The 16,602-nt window shown below is 72.1% G+C and carries 17 protein-coding genes; 5 read left to right on the forward strand and 12 right to left on the reverse strand.

What is annotated here, in order from left to right; all coding sequences use genetic code 11:
• Nucleotides 1–210: 210 nt before the first annotated feature.
• Nucleotides 211–573 carry a hypothetical protein gene (locus tag F9B16_RS40440; RefSeq protein ID WP_151545558.1) on the reverse strand — a complete coding sequence of 121 codons (363 nt, stop codon included), beginning with the start codon at nt 571–573 and terminating at the stop codon, nt 211–213.
• 171 nt (nt 574–744) lie between these two features.
• Here F9B16_RS40440 and F9B16_RS40445 point away from each other — a divergent pair, with 171 nt between their 5' ends.
• Entirely contained in the window at nt 745–1,188 is a 444-nt protein-coding gene (locus tag F9B16_RS40445) for a YbaB/EbfC family nucleoid-associated protein (protein ID WP_151545559.1), read from the forward strand.
• A gap of 53 nt (nt 1,189–1,241) precedes the next feature.
• Here the strand turns inward: F9B16_RS40445 and F9B16_RS40450 are convergent, their stop codons facing one another.
• Nucleotides 1,242–1,814, reverse strand: a complete 573-nt coding sequence (locus F9B16_RS40450; RefSeq protein ID WP_151545560.1) for a TetR/AcrR family transcriptional regulator — start codon at nt 1,812–1,814, stop codon at nt 1,242–1,244.
• A gap of 19 nt (nt 1,815–1,833) precedes the next feature.
• Nucleotides 1,834–3,357: a beta-N-acetylhexosaminidase gene (locus tag F9B16_RS40455; protein ID WP_264159848.1), complete on the reverse strand. Its 1,524-nt coding sequence runs from the start codon at nt 3,355–3,357 to the stop codon at nt 1,834–1,836.
• 101 nt (nt 3,358–3,458) lie between these two features.
• Here F9B16_RS40455 and F9B16_RS40460 point away from each other — a divergent pair, with 101 nt between their 5' ends.
• Complete coding sequence (locus F9B16_RS40460) at nt 3,459–4,646, forward strand: glycoside hydrolase family 1 protein (RefSeq protein WP_151545562.1); 1,188 nt, start codon at nt 3,459–3,461, stop codon at nt 4,644–4,646.
• Nucleotides 4,647–4,663: 17 nt separating this feature from the next.
• On the opposite strand, the gene F9B16_RS40465 is transcribed toward F9B16_RS40460, so the two are convergent.
• Nucleotides 4,664–6,256, reverse strand: a complete 1,593-nt coding sequence (locus F9B16_RS40465) for a serine/threonine-protein kinase (RefSeq protein ID WP_151545563.1) — start codon at nt 6,254–6,256, stop codon at nt 4,664–4,666.
• A gap of 254 nt (nt 6,257–6,510) precedes the next feature.
• Here F9B16_RS40465 and F9B16_RS40470 point away from each other — a divergent pair, with 254 nt between their 5' ends.
• Nucleotides 6,511–8,589, forward strand: coding sequence for a restriction endonuclease (locus F9B16_RS40470; RefSeq protein WP_192809224.1), 2,079 nt, complete (start codon nt 6,511–6,513; stop codon nt 8,587–8,589).
• A gap of 108 nt (nt 8,590–8,697) precedes the next feature.
• On the opposite strand, the gene F9B16_RS40475 is transcribed toward F9B16_RS40470, so the two are convergent.
• The gene (locus F9B16_RS40475) at nt 8,698–9,840 is read right to left on the reverse strand and encodes an acyl-CoA dehydrogenase family protein (protein ID WP_151545565.1); all 1,143 of its coding nucleotides are present in this window, start codon (nt 9,838–9,840) and stop codon (nt 8,698–8,700) included.
• A gap of 77 nt (nt 9,841–9,917) precedes the next feature.
• On the opposite strand from F9B16_RS40475, the gene F9B16_RS40480 reads away from it, so the two are divergent.
• Nucleotides 9,918–10,619, forward strand: a complete 702-nt coding sequence (locus tag F9B16_RS40480; protein WP_151545566.1) for a MerR family transcriptional regulator — start codon at nt 9,918–9,920, stop codon at nt 10,617–10,619.
• A gap of 9 nt (nt 10,620–10,628) precedes the next feature.
• On the opposite strand, the gene F9B16_RS40485 is transcribed toward F9B16_RS40480, so the two are convergent.
• From F9B16_RS40485 to fdxA, 7 genes are all read right to left on the reverse strand, one after another.
• A complete protein-coding gene (locus F9B16_RS40485; RefSeq protein WP_225992371.1) occupies nt 10,629–12,155 on the reverse strand; it encodes a polyamine aminopropyltransferase in 1,527 nt (508 codons plus the stop codon).
• A gap of 179 nt (nt 12,156–12,334) precedes the next feature.
• The gene (locus F9B16_RS40490; protein WP_151545568.1) at nt 12,335–12,760 is read right to left on the reverse strand and encodes a DUF350 domain-containing protein; all 426 of its coding nucleotides are present in this window, start codon (nt 12,758–12,760) and stop codon (nt 12,335–12,337) included.
• A gap of 10 nt (nt 12,761–12,770) precedes the next feature.
• Nucleotides 12,771–13,205: a DUF4247 domain-containing protein gene (locus F9B16_RS40495; RefSeq protein WP_151545569.1), complete on the reverse strand. Its 435-nt coding sequence runs from the start codon at nt 13,203–13,205 to the stop codon at nt 12,771–12,773.
• Nucleotides 13,202–13,753 (reverse strand): DUF2617 family protein, encoded by a 552-nt coding sequence (locus tag F9B16_RS40500; protein WP_151545570.1) that lies wholly within the window; start codon nt 13,751–13,753, stop codon nt 13,202–13,204. Before F9B16_RS40500 ends, F9B16_RS40495 begins: the two co-directional genes overlap by 4 nt.
• Nucleotides 13,754–14,374 carry a DUF4178 domain-containing protein gene (locus tag F9B16_RS40505; RefSeq protein ID WP_151545571.1) on the reverse strand — a complete coding sequence of 207 codons (621 nt, stop codon included), beginning with the start codon at nt 14,372–14,374 and terminating at the stop codon, nt 13,754–13,756.
• A 227-nt stretch (nt 14,375–14,601) separates the two neighbouring features.
• The gene (dapC, locus tag F9B16_RS40510; RefSeq protein WP_151545572.1) at nt 14,602–15,687 is read right to left on the reverse strand and encodes a succinyldiaminopimelate transaminase; all 1,086 of its coding nucleotides are present in this window, start codon (nt 15,685–15,687) and stop codon (nt 14,602–14,604) included.
• 167 nt (nt 15,688–15,854) lie between these two features.
• The gene (gene fdxA / locus F9B16_RS40515; protein ID WP_151545573.1) at nt 15,855–16,181 is read right to left on the reverse strand and encodes a ferredoxin; all 327 of its coding nucleotides are present in this window, start codon (nt 16,179–16,181) and stop codon (nt 15,855–15,857) included.
• A 112-nt stretch (nt 16,182–16,293) separates the two neighbouring features.
• On the opposite strand from fdxA, the gene F9B16_RS54375 reads away from it, so the two are divergent.
• Entirely contained in the window at nt 16,294–16,542 is a 249-nt protein-coding gene (locus tag F9B16_RS54375; protein ID WP_151545574.1) for a putative acetyltransferase, read from the forward strand.
• The last annotated feature ends 60 nt before the right edge of the window (nt 16,543–16,602 follow it).

Raw genomic sequence — 16,602 nt, forward strand, 5'->3', positions numbered from 1 at the left:
CGGGCGCGGCGGAACGGACGGCCGCGGTGGCGCGGCCGGGCTCGCCGGGGTGGCTGGGGCGGCCGGGGTCGGAGGAGTGGCCGGGGTCGGCGGGGTCGCCGGGTTCGGCGGGGTGGCCGGCGGGCGGCCCCAGTTGATGCGGGGGTCGGGCGGCTGGTTGGGAGTGGTCATCTCATTCTTCCTTCATCCGGCGGGACGCGTCGGCCCGGCTCATTGGTAAACGGCGGGGCCGGTGATATGCACGTCCCGCCCGCCCGGCCCCTGAACGACCTTCGGAGTGCTGTAGTCCTCGGCCGCACGCCATACGCGTTCGATGTCCTCAAGGGCCTCGGCCCATTCATCCATCACTTCCATGGCGTCATTCATGAAACGCCGCATGTCGTTCTGCACCGCCGCGTAGGCGTCCGCCAGGAACGCCAGCCCGACCACGCCGAACGCGACGCCGCCGACGTCGGTGTCGTCCACCTCGTCGCGGATGCCGCGGAACAGGGGCTTGGCCTCGGTCAGCACCTGCCGCCGAGTCCTGTCGATGCCCTGGGAAGTGACGTACTTTTCCTGCCCACCAGGTGCCATGTTCCCTTTGCTACCGCACCGCGACGGCGGCCGACAAGGAATTCCACCGCGCGGATGATCTTTCCTTCCCGCGTCAGTCGTTCAACATGAACAATTGGCTGCTCATTCTCCGGACGGACATCTTCGATTGGTCGGATCGGCGTACGGACGGCACCCGGCGAAAGGATTCCGATGTTCGACTTCGACCCCGCGCGCTTCCGCCCCGAGGACGTGGAGCGGCTGGCCGCGCAGGCGGACGACGCGCTCGGCCGGCTCTCCGCGTCGACGGAGGAGATGGCGGCGATGACGGCCACCGGCGAGGCCGCGGACGGGCTGGTCAGGGCGGCGGTCGACGCGTCCGGGCGGATCAAGCGGATCGCGCTCAACCCGCGGGCGATGCGGATGGACAGCGAGTCGCTCGCCGAGGCGCTGATCGAGGCGATCGGCACCGCGCAGGACGACGCGCGGAACCGCGTGCAGGAGATGGTGGACGAGCTGATGGCCGCGACGGGGCTGCCGGCGAAGGTGGACACCGAGGCGGTCCTGGCGGACGTCGACGCGATCGGCGACGCGACGCGGCGCCGGTTCGCCGAGCATCACGACGACCTCAACGAGGTCCGCCGCACCTTCCCCTGAGCGCCCGGGCCGCCCCTTCCCCTGAGCCCCCTGAGCCCCCTGCCCCCCGGGCGTCAGCCGGGGGTGCGGAGGAGGTTCAGGACGTCGGCGAGGGGCTGCTGCATGTCGACGGAGCGGTCGGCGAGCCACTGCAGCTGGATGCCGTCCGCGACGGCGAGGAGCAGGACGGCGAGGCGTTCGGCGGGGACGTCGGTGCGGATCGTCCCCTCGTCCATGGCCTTCTGGAGGTGCTCGACGGCGGCCTTGCGGAGGACCTCGTAGCGGCGGGGGAAGAAGTCGTGCGCGGGGTGGTCGGGGTCGCCGGCGGACGCGGCCATGGAGACGAACAGCTCGACGAGGCCGGGGGTGCGCATGCCCTGGCGCATGACGTCGAGGGTGTCCTCGACGAGGTCGAACTCGGGGTGGCGCGCCCGCTCGGTCTCGTCGCGGACCCGCAGGACCTGCGTGAGCAGGTCCTCCTTGGACTCGAAGTAGTGCATGATCCCGGGGAGGCTGAGGTCGCAGCGGGCGGCGACCTTGCGCAGCGACGTGCCCCGGTATCCCTCGTCGGCGAAGATCTCCAGCGCGGCCCGGAGGATCTCGGCCCGCTTCGCCTCGCCCTTGCGGTAGGGGCCGCGTTTCGCCATGGTGCTCACCTTACCGACGTCAGTGCCAGTCGATCTCGGTCGAGCGGAGGGCGGCCAGGCCGCGGTCCCGCCACAGGACGGACTGGCGCGCGAGGCGTCCCCGGTACTCCTCCCAGGAGGGCGGCGACGGCGACCAGGCGGCCTCGGCGACGCCGGGCAGGCGTGGCAGGAGCAGGGCCGTGTGGTCGTCGAAGCCCTGGAAGTCCTCGGCGAAGAGGGTGGCCTCGATACCCGCGATCTGCTCGGGCGGAACCCCGTAGGAGGACGGGTCCCAGGACGCGGCGTGCCGGACGTCGCGGGGCCGGTAGGCGAAGCCGAGCCGGGCGCCCTCCTCGGCCTGGTCGGGCGGGACGATCGCCGGGTCGTAGGGCCGGTCGAGGTAGAGGTGCGACTGCGGGGACAGCAGGACCCGGCCGCCGCCGCGCACGATCCGGTCGAGGTCCCCGTCGGCCGGCGCGAAGAACCTGGTCAGGGCCTTGGTGCGGGCGAGGGTGTGCCCGGCGGCGAGCAGGTCGGGGCGCGCGTCCAGCTCCTCCTGGGTCTGCGGGAGGTCCATCATCGGGACGTCCACCCAGAACTGGGCGATGTCGCCGGGCGCGATGCCGGCGCGGGACGACTCCTGCCAGCCGAGGGGCCGCTTGCCGGCGACGCGCAGCGCCTCGCGGGCGAGGCGGACGGCCTCGGTGAACGACGCCTCGTCCGCGCCGAGCGCCTCGTCGCCGCCGAAGTGGACGAACGCGCCGGCGGTGAGCCGGGCCGTCTCCGCGAGGACGTCGACGATGAACGCGCGGGTGTGCGGGTCGGCGGGGTCGAGGGGCGCGGGGAACGGCGCGTCCACCGGGTACCAGGAGGGGCGCGGGAGCGTGCCGAGGTCGGGGTAGGCGCGCAGGGCGGCGGCGCTGTGCCCGGGCAGGTCGATCTCGGGGACGACGGTGACGTGCCGGGCGGCGGCGTACTCCTGAAGGTCGGTGTACTCGTCGGCGGTGTAGTGCGGGGTCCCGGCGGTGAGGGCGGGACGGGTCGCGATGTGCAGCCGCCAGCCCTCGTTGTCGGTGAGGTGCAGGTGCAGGACGTTCAGCTTGTACAGGGCGGCGAGGTCGATGAGGCGGCGCAGGTCGTCCAGGGCGAGGAAGTGGCGGGCGGGGTCGATCATGAGGCCGCGCCAGGCGTACCGGGGCGCGTCGTCGATGACGCGGCATGCCGTCTCCGGTGTCTCCGCCAGCAGGTGCAGCGCGGTGACACCGGCCCGGAACGCGCCCTGCGGGGTGCGGGCCGCGCAGGTGATGCGGTCGGGTTCGACGGTGAGGCGGTAGCACTCGTCGGGGTCGGCGGACGGCTGCACGCCGATCGCACCGGGCTTGAGCGGCACGTCGTCCAGGGCGAGGACGATCTCGCCGGAATCGGCACCGGCCCCGGTGCGCAGGTGCGGGGCGAGGACGCCCGCCGTCCCGTCGAGGGACGGGTCGCCGGCGCGGATCCGCCAGGGGCGGCCGGTGCGGCACACGCCTTCCGTCGTCCGCTGGCGGACGGGCGCTGGGATCACGCTGCCTCCTCGGCCGGGTTCGTCGGGCGGGTCGGACGCTACCATGAAATCCGATCGATGTATGGTTTTCGCGTTCCACCCCCCGAACCGAAAGGCCGAGCATGCCGGCAGACGCATTCGCTCTCCCCCGCGGCTTCCTGATGGGCGCCTCCACGGCGGCGCACCAGATCGAGGGCGGCAACACCGCGAGCGACTGGTGGGCGTTCGAGCACGCGTCCGGCTCGCTGGTCCGCGAGCCCAGCGGCGACGCCGCCGACGGCTACCACCGCTGGCGCGAGGACATGGACCTGCTCGCCGGCCTCGGCTTCAACGCCTACCGCTTCAGCATCGAATGGGCCCGGATCGAACCGGCGCGCGGCGAGATCTCGCACGCCGCGCTCGCCCACTACCGGCGGATGATCGAGGGCACGCGGGAACGCGGCCTCGAACCGGTCGTGACGCTGCACCACTTCACGTCCCCGCTCTGGTTCGCGAAGGCGGGCGGGTTCGCCGCAGCGGACGCCACCGACCTGTTCGTCCGCTATGTGGAGACCGTCGCGCCGATCCTGGACGGCCGCGTCCGCCACGTCGTCACCATCAACGAGCCCAACATGGCCGCGCTCATGCAGGCCGTCCGCCGCAACCCCGGCGCCGACTACACCCGGCTCGACCCCGACGAGGCCGTCGCCGAGGGCCTGATCGCGGCCCACCACGCGGCCCGCGACGCGCTGCGCCGCCTGCTCCCCGGCACCGCGATCGGCTGGACGATCGCCAACCAGGTGTACCAGCCGGCATCCCCCGCCGCCGAGGACGCCTGCCGCGCCCACGCCTGGCCGCGCGAGGACCGCTTCATCGAGGCCGCCCGCGGCGACGACTGGATCGGCGTGCAGTCCTACAGCCGCACGAAGGTCGCCGAAGACGGCCCGCTGCCCGTCCCGGACGGCGCGGAGAAGACCATCATGGGCTGGGAGTACTACCCGGAGGCGCTCGGCGAGGCCGTCCGGCACACCGCCGGGATCGTCGGCCCGTCCGTCCCGATCATCGTCACCGAGAACGGCATCGCCACCGCCGACGACGCCCGCCGCATCGACTACACCACCGGCGCGCTGCGGGGCCTCGCCGCCGCCATGCGCGACGGCGTCGACGTGCGCGGCTACCTGCACTGGAGCGCCCTCGACAACTACGAGTGGGGCTCCTACGAGCCGACCTTCGGCCTCATCGCCGTCGACCGCCGCACGTTCGCCCGCACCCCGAAGCCGTCCGCCCGCTGGCTCGGCGACCTCGCCCGCGCCGCCGAGATCCCCGCCTGACGCCGCCCCGGACCCTTTCAGCGGGCGGCGCGGGCGAGCGCGGCGCCCGCCCACCCGGCCGCGCGGAGGGCCGTGTCCCGGTCGGCGAAATCGCGGGTCACCACCGAGACGACCGTCCTGCCGACCCGGAACACCACGGTGATCGTCGACGGGGTGGTCCGGCCGTCCGCGGCGGCGGACGACTCGTCGCCGATGCGGGCGCTCTCGAAGAAGTCCGTCGTGATGGTGGGGCTGAAATGGCGGAGGTTGTAGCCCGCGGACGCGGCGGGGACGTCGGTGTAGGTGGTCAGATCGAGCGTGAGGGGCGCCGTCCCGGACGAGGGCGTCCCCGCCGACGCGCTGCCGGACCGGTTCCACTCGCAGACCACGTTCGGGCTCGCGCCGCGCTCGGTCGGGGTCGGTTCCGGATCGGAGGTACTCTCCGCCCCGCGCGGCGCGAGCCCCAGCGAGGACAGCTGCGGCCCCGTCAGCAGCGAGCACGGGTCGGCGACGGGCCTGACCGCCTTGGCTCGGCCGTCGGCCGCGCTGATGCCCCACGCGATGAGGCCGCCGGTGACCAGGACGACGGCGAGGGCGATGCCCGGCAGCCACTTCGGCGCGGACGGCGGCGCGTCCCGCGGGCTGGCGTGGTCCGGGTCCCGCAGCCAGGCGGGGACCGCACCGGCCTGCCGCGCGGCCGCGTCGCCGGTGCCCTCTGTTCCGGCCGGGACGGTCACGGTCGCCTTGACGGTCGCGGGCACCTCGGCGCGCTCGCCAGAAGGCTGCGGAAGCGGCTCGGCCGCGTCCCCGACCGCCGACGCGATGGCGGTGAGCCGGGCGGCGGCCGACGAGGCGTCCGGACGGTCCCCCGGCGCGCGGGAGAGCAGCGCGGTGATCAGCGGTTCGAGCGGGCCGGAGCGGTGCTGCGGCGCGGGCGTCCCGGCCAGCACCGCGGCGTCGACCACCGCCGGAGCGGACCCCTCGAACGCGCGGCGCCCCTCGACGGCGGCGTACAGCACCGCGCCGAGCGACCACAGGTCGGACGCCGGGCCCGCGTGCTCCCCGGCCAGCCGCTCCGGCGCCATGAACCCGGGGGTGCCGATCAGCAGCCCCGACCGGGTGAAGCGTGCGTCGCCCTCGATCACCGCGATGCCGAAGTCGGTCAGCACCACCTCGCCGTCGTCGGCGAGCAGCACGTTGGCGGGCTTGAGATCCCGGTGGACGATGCCGTGCGCGTGGACGGCGGCGAGCGCGCCCGCCAGCGCGGCACCGACCCGCGCGGCCTCGGCGACCGCCAGCGGCCCGGACGCCCGCAGCCGCTCCTCCAGCGACGGGGCCCGCACCAGCTGCATGACGATCCACGGATGCCCGTCCTCGATCACGACGTCGTGGATCGTGACGACCGCCGGGTGCCGGACCTGAGCGGCGGCCCGCGCCTCGCGCAGCGACCGCCCGCGCGCCGCCGCCAGCTCCGCCTCGTCCAGGCCGTGCGGGAGCAGGATCTCCTTGACCGCGACGTCGCGTCCGAGCAGGTCGTCCCGGGCGCGCCACACGGTCCCCATGCCGCCCCGCCCGAGCCGCTCCACGAACCGGTACCGCCCACTCAGAACCCGAGCCACCGCGTCCGACATGACCCAGAACGATATAGGTCCCGCGTCACCGAGCGAATCTGGATTCCACCGGCCTCAGCAGAAGGGCCGGGCGATGACGAACCGACCAGCTGCGCTTGCGCATCGACCACGTGGCCGCTCCGAGCGGATCTGGCCTGATCAGGCAATAAGTTCCTCAATCCGCAAGGTTGACGCCTAATCTTGACGAGAAGGAACGGTGCGGGTCTCGAGGTCGTCATCGACGGGTGAGGTGAATGGCGAGGCGTCAGGGATTCATGGCCGCGGTCGCGCGGATGCAGCGTGAGGCCGAAAGCGCGGCGGCGGCTCGGCGGCGGGCGGAGGCGGCGGCGCAGCGGGAGGCGGCCAGAGCAGAGGCCGCCTATAGGCGAGCACAAGCCGCAGACGAGAAAGAGCGCAAACGCCTCTACGTCGAATCCCGGGTGGCCGAAGTAGCGGCGATGAACGAGCGCCTCGCCCAACGCCTCGACGAATTGGACTCCATTCTGGTCTCCGGGCTCCGTCTCAACACCCGCTTCGACCTCGAACGCCTCAAGGAGAAGCCGGACCTCAAGCCGTTCGATCCCGGGCCGGCGGGCCGACCCGAACCTCCACCGCGGCCGGAAGCGTTCATACCGCCCCCGCCGACGGGATTGTCGAAGCTGTTCGGCGGCGCCCGATACGAGGAACAGGCCCGGCAGGGGCAGGCGAACTACCATCGGGCCTGCACCGAGCACGCCCAGCGAGAACAGGCACGTCAAGCCGCCTTGGGCCGCCTTCAGCAGGAACACGCACAGCGGACGCGCGAGTCCGAGGAACGGGCACGGCGCCAGCACGCGGACGTCGACGCGTTCAAGCGGGAGCTCGCCGGAGGGCGGCCCGATGCCGTCGTCGCCTACTTCGACCTTGTCCTCAACACCGTCTCCTACCCCGATGGCTTTCCCTCGAAGTGGCGGCTGGCCTACGTCCCCGAATCGGCCCAGCTCGTCGTCGAGTACGATCTGCCGACCATCGACGTGGTCCCGACGGTCAAGACCTACAGGTACGTCAAGACCTCGGACTCCGTCACCGAGACCAAGCGCGCGGCCGCGCAGGTCAAGGCCCAGTACACGTCCGTCGTCAGCCAGGTCGCCCTGCGCGTCGTCCGTGACCTGCTCAAGGCCGACGCTGCCGGCCACGTCGCGGCCATCGTCTTCAACGGCATGGTCGACACCATCGATGCGGCGACGGGCCGTCCCGTGCGTCCCTGTCTGCTGACCCTGCGGACGACCAAGGAGGCCTTCTCCGAACTCGATCTCGCGCAGGTGGACCCCGCCGCCTGCCTGAAGCACCTGGGAGCGGGGGTCTCGCGGAACACCGCCGAACTCGCGCCCGTACGGCCGGTGCTGGAGTTCAGCATGGTCGATCCCCGGTTCGTGGAGGAGACCGACGTCCTCGGGGACCTCGACGACCGCCCGAACCTCCTCGACATGACCCCTACGGAGTTCGAGGGACTGATCCAGAACCTGTTCACCAGGATGGGGCTGGAGACTCGGCAGACCCGGCCGTCCCGCGACGGCGGGGTCGACTGCGTCGCCTACGATCCACGCCCGATCATGGGCGGAAAGGTCGTGATCCAGGCGAAGCGCTACCGGAACACCGTGGGGGTCTCAGCCGTCCGCGACCTCTACGGGACGTTGCAGAACGAAGGCGCGTCCAAAGGCATCCTCGTCACGACCAGCGGTTACGGCCAAGCCTCCTTCGATTTCGCGAAGAACAAGCCCATCGAACTCCTCGACGGCGCCAACCTGCTCTATCTGCTCAAGGAGCACGCCGGGGTCGAGGCTCGAATCCAAGCACCGGACGGCTGGCGCGATCCGGCCCCCGATACGGCGGATGCCCCTGCGCCGCCCGCCCTGCTCCGTGCCGGCGAGAACGTCAAGATTTCTTCACAAGCGCTGGTGTGCGACTTCGCGATGGCTGCCGCCGAGAACGACCCGTGCGCTCTGCTGCTGGGACACGACCGCAAGGTCCGTTCCGATGCCGACTTCGTCTTCTACAACCAGCCCGCCTCCGCGGACGGTGCGGTCAGCTTGGACACCGCGACCAATCAGGTCCGCGTGGACCTGGCCCGTCTGCCGACCGATGTCTTCACCGTTCTGCTCGTGACGAGCGGAACTCCCGGGGCGGTCCGGCTCACGGTGACGGAGCGGAACGGCGCCGCCCACGCCCTCGCGGCGGACGCCACCACCGAGACGGTGCTGGTCTGCGCGGAGTTCTATCGCCGGCAGGGCGGCTGGCGGCTCCGCGCCGTGGGCCAAGGCTACGCCGACGGCCTGGCCGGGCTCGCCCGCGACCACGGCGTCGTCATCGACTGACGACAGGGCTGGAGTCCGACGGGGACGCGCCCAGCGCGTCCCCGTCCGGTCCGAGCGAGCGGCACACCGGCCGGAATGGCGAAAACCGGGGCCGGGGGGCGGGTGGGGTCAGACGCCGAGGCCGCGGCCGATGATCTCCTTCATGATCTCGGTGGTGCCGCCGAAGATCGTCTGGATGCGGACGTCCTGGTAGGCCTTCGCGATGGGGTACTCCATCATGTAGCCGTAGCCGCCGTGAAGCTGGAGGCAGCGGTCCACGACACGCTTGAGCAGCTCGGTGTTCCAGTACTTGAGCATCGCCGCCTCGTCGACCGACAGCTCGCCCTTGCCCTCCTTGACGATGCACTCGTCGGTGAAGGAGCGGCTGACGGTCAGCTCGGTCTTCATCTCGGCGAGCGTGAACCGGTTGTGCTGGAACTTGCCGATCGGGCGGCCGAACGCCTCGCGGGTCTTGCAGTACTCGAGGGTCTGCTCGAACGCCGACTCGGCAGCGGCCATCGCGGTCGCGCCGATGGACAGCCGCTCGCGGGCCAGGTTCGTCATCAGGTAGATGAAGCCCATGCCCTCCTCGCCGAGGAGGTTCTCCTTGGGGACGCGGACGTTGTCGAAGAACAGCTCCGCGGTGTCCTGCGCGTGCATGCCGACCTTGTCGAGGTTGCGGCCGCGCTCGAAGCCCTCCATGCCGCGCTCGACGGCGAGGAGGCTGACGCCCTTCGCGCCCGCGGACGGGTCGGTCTTCGCCACGACGATCACCAGGTCGGACAGGATGCCGTTGGAGATGAACGTCTTGGAGCCGTTCAGGACGTAGTGGTCGCCGTCCTTGATCGCGGTGGTCTTGATGCCCTGCAGGTCGGAGCCGGCAGCGGGCTCGGTCATCGCGATACCGGTGATGATCTCGCCGGAGCAGTAGCCCGGGAACCAGCGCGCCTGCTGCTCGGGAGTGCAGAGCTGGCGCAGGTACCCGCCGTTGATGTCGTTGTGCACCGAGAAGCCGGGGCCGTGCACGCCCGCCTTCGCGAACTCCTCGTTGAGGATCACGTAGTAGCGGTAGTCGGGGTTGCCGCCGCCGCCGAACTCCTCGGGCATGTCGATGCCGAGCAGCCCCTGCCGGCCGGCGGCCAGCCACACGTCGCGGGAGACGACGCCGTCCTTCTCCCACTGCTCGTGGTACGGCGCGATCTCCTTCTCGATGAAGGCGCGGACCATGTCGCGGAACGCCTCGTGCTCCGCGGTGAAGATCTCCCGTGCCATCCGGCGGTCTCCCTCGGTAAGTGCGTGCTGATACAGGATTAATGTAACACTGGCACTGTCACGTCAAAGGAGCGGCTATGGACCTCACCGTGGACGAGCTGGCCGCGCGCGCGGGGGTCACCGTCCGCACCGTGCGCTTCTACGCCGGACGCGGCCTGCTGCCCCCGCCCCGGCTGCGCGGCCGGACGGGCCTCTACGGCCCCGACCACCTCGCGCGGCTCGAACTCGTCCGGGAACTCCAGTCGCTCGGCCTGACCCTCGCCGCGATCGAGAAGCACCTGCGGAAGATCCCGCTCGACGCGCCCGCCGAGGACCTCGCGCTGCAACGCGCGCTGCTGTCGCCGTGGGCGCCGGAACGCCCCGAGGACGTCGACCGGCACGAGCTGGACCGCCGCGCCGGGCGCCACCTCGACGACGACACCCTCAAGCGCCTCGAAGCGCTCGGCGTCGTCGAGCACGTCGCGCCGGACAGCGTCCGCGTCATCATGCCCGCGCTCCTCGGCATCAGCGCCGAGCTCGCCGCGCTCCCCATGCCGCTGGACACCCTGGTCGCCTCGCACGAGGCCGTCGAACGCCACACCACCGCGCTGGCGGCCGAGCTCCAGCAGGTGTTCCAGGACACCGTCGTCCGCCCCTACCGGGAGAGCGGCCGCGCCCCCGAGCACCGCGACCGGCTGATGGAACTGGCCAGCAAGCTCAAGCCGCTGATGATCCAGTCGCTCGTCTCGTCGTTCCAGCACGCGGTGGACAAGGCCATCCGCACCTCCACCGACCGCTGACCCGGCGGGTCAGGAGTCCTTCCACTCCTGGCCCTCGTACTGGACAAGGCGGGGGTGGACGAGGGTGTTGACGCCGACGTCGCGGGAGCGGCGGTCCTTGGGGAAGACGGACGCGGCCCGCAGGACGGACGCGTCGAGGAAGCGCAGCGGCGGCGCGTCCGGCGAGAGCGCGAGCGCGGGCGGCCTCCCGCCCGCCGAGGCGAGGGTGAAGCCCCAGTCGCCGAAGCTCGGCACGTCCACGTGGTACGGGGTCGTCGCGAGGCCGGCGGCGGCGATCGACTTCTCGATGCTCCAGAACGACTTCGGCGCGAAGTACGGCGACCCGGACTGCACGACCATCCGCCCGCCGGGCGCGAGGACCCGCTTGACCAGGCCGTAGAACTCGACGGAGTACAGCTTCGCGGTCGGGACGTCGTCGGGGTCGGGCATGTCCACGATGACGGCGTCGAACCGGCGGGTCTGGCCGCGCAGCCAGGTGAACGCGTCTGCGGTCACGGTGTGCGCGCGGGGGTCCTCGAAGGAGCGGTGGTTGAGCGCGACCAGCGGCCCGTAGGTGCGGGCGAGGTGCAGCATCTCCGGGTCGAGCTCGACGAGGGTCGCGCTGCGGACGTCCGGGTAGCGCAGCACCTCGCGCATCGCCAGCCCGTCGCCGCCGCCGAGGACCAGGACGTTCCCGTGCGGCCCGGACATCAGCGGGTGGACGAGCGACTCGTGGTACCGGTACTCGTCCACCGAGGAGAACTGCAGGTCGCCGTTCAGGAACAGGCGCAGGTCGGAGGTGCCCGCGAGGGTGATCTTCCGGGTGATCACGATCTCCTGGTACGGGGTGTCCTTCGCGAGCGCGATCGGGTCCTGGAACAGCGCCTGCCGCGCCGTCACCTCGATCCGGTCGGACAGCGCGTACGTCGTCCCGAGGACGGCGAGGACCGCCACCATGCCGAGGCCGATCCCGACCCGCGCGAGGCGCCCGAGCCGGCGGCGGAACAGCCACAGCACCACCGCGACCCCGGCGACCGCGTTCACGACCCCGACCAGCAGCGCACCCTTGATGTGGCCGAACGTCGGGAGCAGGAAGAACGGGAACGCGAGCCCGCCGATCAGCGCGCCCACGTAGTCGGCGGCGAACAGGTCGGCGACGGCGCTGCCCGCGTCCTGCTTGCGGATCCTCTGCAGCAGCGTCATCAGCAGCGGGATCTCCGCGCCGATCAGCGCGCCGACCGCGAACGAGACCACCACGAGCGCCGGGACGTACAGGTCGAGCCAGGAGAACGCCGCGTACAGCGCGAGCACCGACAGGCCGCCGACCAGCGCGAGCGCGCCTTCGACGATGGCGAACGCGGCGGCGGCGTGCTTCTGCAGCGGCTTGGCCAGCAGCGACCCGATGCCCATCGCGAAGACCATGACGGACAGCACGATCGACGCCTGGGTGACCGAGTCGCCGACCAGGTAGCTGCCGAGCGCGACGAGCGCCAGCTCGTAGACCAGGCCGCAGGCCGCGCAGGTGAACACGGCCGCGAGGACCAGGGCCCGCGCCACCCGCGCGGGCGCGCCCAGCCGCCCCGCCCCGCCGCCGGGCCCGGAGTCGGCGTCGGAGTCGGTCGCGGGGGCGTCCGGGGCGTCAACGGCGGCGGCGGAGCCGGTCGCGGGGGTGTCGGGGACGGCGGGCGCCTCCGCCGCGGCGGGCGGCGGAGGCGCTTCGTCGGTGTCGCGGGAGGTCAGGAGACCGCCCCGGCCACGATCGCGGCGACGGCGATGTCGGCGGCGGCGACGACCCAGCCCGCCGGATGGATGGCATCGCCGTTGACGAGCGTCGCGCCCAGCTTGCCCGGCGTGATCAGGTCGAGGAAGTAGAACGCCACCACCATCAGCACGATGCCGATCGCGCCGTACACGGCGGTGTCGATCAGCCCGTCGCTCAGGTCGTTGTCGCTGGTGACGATCGCGGTGGTGACGATCGCGCCGATGCCGAGGAGCTTCTCGCCGAGCAGCAGGGCGGCGCCCTTGTTGCCCTCGCCCCAGATCTGGTGGCCGAGGCGGCCGGGCGTCGTCACCTCCACCACCAGGTAGCCGATCGCCATCAGCGCGATGCCGACCGCGCCGTAGGCGAAGGTCGCGCCGATGTCATGAGCCATGTCGTTCATCCGTTGCTCCTCATTTGCCCGACCCTGGACCGCCGCCGCGGAAGGACGCGATGCCGTGCTTGTTCCAGCCGCCGCTGCCGGGCGCGCTCCAGCGGTGGCCGACATGGGAGTAGTAGCGGTTGTAGCCGCCGGACGGCTTGTCGATGGTGATGTGGCTGCCGCTGCCGTACGGCGTCACGCCGACGACCAGCTTCGGGTAGCGCAGGAACACCCCGCCGTTGTTGCCGTACGTCGCGAGGTCGTCGACCCGGTCGATCGCCTTGAACTTGCGGTTGATCGCCGACGCGACCGTCCGCGGGGGCTGCGACGACTGGAACGTGTTGTATCCGATCTTGTGGTACTTCTTGCCGATCCACGACTGCTGCGAGTCGCCGCAGCCGCCGAGCGTCACGGCCAGCAGGACGGCGGCGGCCCCGCCGGCCGCCGCCCGGTGCGTGCTGTTCATGTAGGTCTCACCAACCGGCTCCGCGTCATGACGATCTCCCGGGTCTGGGGGTAGGCGTGCCAGGTCCGCCAGCCGATCCCGGCCCGCGGTTCGGGGTGCTCCGCGCCGGTGCCGCCGGCGGCCGCGCCGTCCGGGCCGGCGTGCTCCAGCGCGAGGGCGGTGACGGCGTGCCGGGATCCGGGGAACGCGCCGGTCAGCGCGTCGCCGCGGTCCGCGAGCCGCGCGCAGACCGCGTCGACGGCCCGGGCGAACGCCGCGTCGTCGGCGTGCACGGCCGTCGTCGCGGTGAAGTCGTAGGACCAGCCCGGCAGCGTCGTGGCGGCGCTGCCCGGCAGCGGCTCGCCGCCGTCCTCCGGCAGGCACGCCACCGTCTCGCTGAGCGGCCCGGCGATCACCTGGTGGGACGCGCCGAGCAGGCGGAGCTGGACGGTCAGCCCGCCGCGCTCCACCGGCAGGACGGCGAGCGCGTCCAGCGGCGGCAGGCCGAGCGCGAACGACAGCCCGTCGGCGCGCGCGTCCCGGTAGGGGGTGTCGAGGACGGTCCGCATTCAGCCGCTGCCCGGATAGATGGTCATGGTGCCGTCCGGCACGCGCTCCCCGAGCCCGGCCTCCCACTGGCCGCCGCCGTACTGCTCGAACGACAGGTACCGGCCGCGCGGGCCCTCGTAGTCGACGTACTCGACGCGGCCCTGGACGCCGACGCCGGTCGTGCCCTCGCTGGTGTAGTCGGCGGTGCCGTGCTCGTCGCGGCGGTACTCGACGCCCTCGACGGTGACGGTGCGGTCGCCGGGGCGCAGGTCGCCGATGTCGTACTCGGTCCAGAAGACGACCTCGAGGTCGGGGTCCTCCTCGACCGACAGCCACACCTTCTGGCCCTCGATGGTGTCGGCGTCGAGGAGGTGCTCGGACCAGGTGAAGCCGCCCTCGCGCAGCCGCAGCGAGCCGCGCACGAAGTAGCGGGTGCCGAGGTACTCGACCATGTCGCTGGCCTTCAGCGTGCGGGGGTCGCCGGCGACGCTCTGCTCGGGGGCGAACGGGTCGCGGGGCGCCGCGGGCGCGGGCGGCGCCGGCCTGCGCCGCGACAGCACCACGACGAGCACCACGACCAGCGCGACCACGAGGACGATCAGTGCCAGCACGAGCGCCAGCACGGTCCCATTCACGGACATACCTCCATTGATTCGGCGATCCCGGAGGGCGGAGACCAGCGGATCCTACCGACTGTGGCCGCATACGCCCATATCGCGATCAGACGTAATGACGGAACATTCGGTTTCATACGGAAAACCCGGACCCGCGATGGCGGGCCCGGGATCCGGAGGTACGGGGAACCACGGTTCCCGGACGCGGCGCGCCCGTCCGGGACCGCGCCGCGCCCGCCCGGGACCGCGGCGCGTCAGAGGCGGGCGACGGCGGCGGCGACGCGCTCGTCCGTGGCGGTGAACGCGATCCGGACGTGCCGGGCGCCGGCCGTCCCGTAGAACTCGCCGGGGCCGACGAGGATGCCGAGCGACGCCAGGTGCCCGACGGTCTCCCAGCACGGCTCGTCCCGCGTCGCCCACAGGTACAGCGACGCCTCGGAGTGGTCGATGCGGAAGCCGTGCTTCTCGAACGCGGCGCGCAGGCCGGCGCGGCGCCGCGCGTACCGGGCGCGCTGCTCGTCGGCGTGCCCGTCGTCGTCGAACGCCGCGACCATCGCCGCCTGCACCGGCGCCGGGACGATCATGCCCGCGTGCTTGCGGACCTCCAGCAGCCGCTTCACGAGCGCGGGGTCGCCGGTGACGAACCCGGCGCGGTAGCCCGCCATGTTGGAGCGCTTGGACAGCGAGTTCACCGCGAGCAGGCCGTCGTGGGAGCCGCCGCACACGTCCGGGTGCAGGATCGAGACGGGCGGGCGCTCCTCGTCCCAGCCGAACTCCAGGTAGCACTCGTCGCTGACCACGATCGCGCCGCGGTCGCGCGCCCACGCGACGACCTTGCGCAGGTGCTCGGCGGGCAGCACCTTCCCGGTCGGGTTGGACGGGGAGTTCACCCACACGATCTTCGGGCGGACCGGGCCGAGCTTGAGCAGGCCGTCCGTCGCGACCGGCTCCGCGCCCGCCAGCCGCGCGCCCACGTCGTAGGTCGGGTACGCGAGCTCGGGGAAGACGACCCTGTCGCCGGGGCCGGCGCCGAGCAGCGTCGGCAGCCACGCCACCAGCTCCTTGGTGCCGATGACGGGCAGCACCGCGGCCGGGTCGGCGCCGGTCACGCCGGCGCGGCGGCGCAGCCAGCCCGCGACCGACTCGCGCAGCTCGGGCGTGCCGTAGGTGGCCGGGTAGCCGGGTGCGTCGGACGCCTCGGCGAGCGCCTTGCGGACGGCGTCGGGCGTCGGGTCCACGGGCGTGCCCACGGACAGGTCGACGATGCCGTCCGGATGCTCGGCCGCGCGCTTCTTGTACGGCTCCAGCCGATCCCACGGAAAGTCCGGCAGCGTGAACAAGGCCCAGCCCTCCTCGAGGGGACGCGCGGGCGTCCCGAATCAGCAGGGCCGTGGCCTTCCGCAGAGTGCGGCAGACCACGGCCCGGATGCGTTGAACCGCAAATGACCGTCGCCGGGACGCTCCCGAAAGGTCGCGACCCGCCGTACCGGCCGGTTTCAGCCCGTTATCAGTCTTCCTGGCTCTGCGGGGGCAGCGCCGCGACGATCGGGTGGTCCTTGTCGATCTTGCCCACCTTGGAGGCGCCGCCGGGCGAGCCCAGGTCGTCGAAGAACTCCACGTTCACCTTGTAGAAGTCCTTCCACTGGTCGGGGACGTCGTCCTCGTAGTAGATGGCCTCAACCGGGCAAACCGGCTCGCACGCACCGCAGTCGACGCACTCGTCCGGGTGGATGTAGAGCTGACGCTTCCCTTCGTAGATGCAGTCGACCGGGCACTCCTCGATGCATGCCTTGTCGAGCAGGTCCACGCAGGGCTGCGCAATGACGTAGGTCACGTCAGTGACTCCTCTCGGGTTTCCGGCCCCGCCGCACGTCACGGCTCACCGCAAGCTCGCTGTGAATAGTATGGCCACCACCGCGCAGTCGATTCGACATGGGGGTCCTCACATGTCTGGCCGCTTTGCCGCGCGCCTGGTGGTGTCCATCAGTAGCGCGGACGTGGGTCAGCGGGTCTCGCTGCGCCGTCGTCTGCCAACGGGAGAGTACAGCGACGTGGTGGGCGTACTCGAATCCTGGTCCAACAAGACGCTCCAGGTGCGCCGCCGCAACGGCGAGCTGGTCGAGGTGCCCGAGGAGATCGTGGTGGCGGGCAAGGTCGTCCCGCCGATGCCCCCGCCGAAGCGCCGCGGAGTCTGACGGCGTCCGAGCGGGGTCCCGCCGCGCGGCGGGACCGGGCGGCAGGGCTGGGCGGCAGGG

The sequence above is a fragment of the Actinomadura montaniterrae genome (genome assembly GCF_008923365.1).
Classification (GTDB): Bacteria; Actinomycetota; Actinomycetes; order Streptosporangiales; family Streptosporangiaceae; genus Spirillospora; species Spirillospora montaniterrae.

Excerpts from the sequence above, each read along its gene's own strand:
- F9B16_RS40490 (WP_151545568.1), bottom strand. The coding sequence starts at position 12,760 with ATGAACGACATGGCTCATGACATCGGCGCGACCTTCGCCTACGGCGCG.
- F9B16_RS40495 (WP_151545569.1), bottom strand. The coding sequence starts at position 13,205 with ATGAACAGCACGCACCGGGCGGCGGCCGGCGGGGCCGCCGCCGTCCTG.
- F9B16_RS40460 (WP_151545562.1), top strand. The coding sequence starts at position 3,459 with ATGCCGGCAGACGCATTCGCTCTCCCCCGCGGCTTCCTGATGGGCGCC.
- F9B16_RS40475 (WP_151545565.1), bottom strand. The coding sequence starts at position 9,840 with ATGGCACGGGAGATCTTCACCGCGGAGCACGAGGCGTTCCGCGACATG.
- F9B16_RS40445 (WP_151545559.1), top strand. The coding sequence starts at position 745 with ATGTTCGACTTCGACCCCGCGCGCTTCCGCCCCGAGGACGTGGAGCGG.
- F9B16_RS40500 (WP_151545570.1), bottom strand. The coding sequence starts at position 13,753 with ATGCGGACCGTCCTCGACACCCCCTACCGGGACGCGCGCGCCGACGGG.
- F9B16_RS40450 (WP_151545560.1), bottom strand. The coding sequence starts at position 1,814 with ATGGCGAAACGCGGCCCCTACCGCAAGGGCGAGGCGAAGCGGGCCGAG.
- F9B16_RS40465 (WP_151545563.1), bottom strand. The coding sequence starts at position 6,256 with ATGTCGGACGCGGTGGCTCGGGTTCTGAGTGGGCGGTACCGGTTCGTG.
- F9B16_RS54375 (WP_151545574.1), top strand. The coding sequence starts at position 16,294 with ATGTCTGGCCGCTTTGCCGCGCGCCTGGTGGTGTCCATCAGTAGCGCG.
- F9B16_RS40470 (WP_192809224.1), top strand. The coding sequence starts at position 6,511 with ATGGCCGCGGTCGCGCGGATGCAGCGTGAGGCCGAAAGCGCGGCGGCG.
- F9B16_RS40505 (WP_151545571.1), bottom strand. The coding sequence starts at position 14,374 with ATGTCCGTGAATGGGACCGTGCTGGCGCTCGTGCTGGCACTGATCGTC.
- F9B16_RS40440 (WP_151545558.1), bottom strand. The coding sequence starts at position 573 with ATGGCACCTGGTGGGCAGGAAAAGTACGTCACTTCCCAGGGCATCGAC.
- F9B16_RS40480 (WP_151545566.1), top strand. The coding sequence starts at position 9,918 with ATGGACCTCACCGTGGACGAGCTGGCCGCGCGCGCGGGGGTCACCGTC.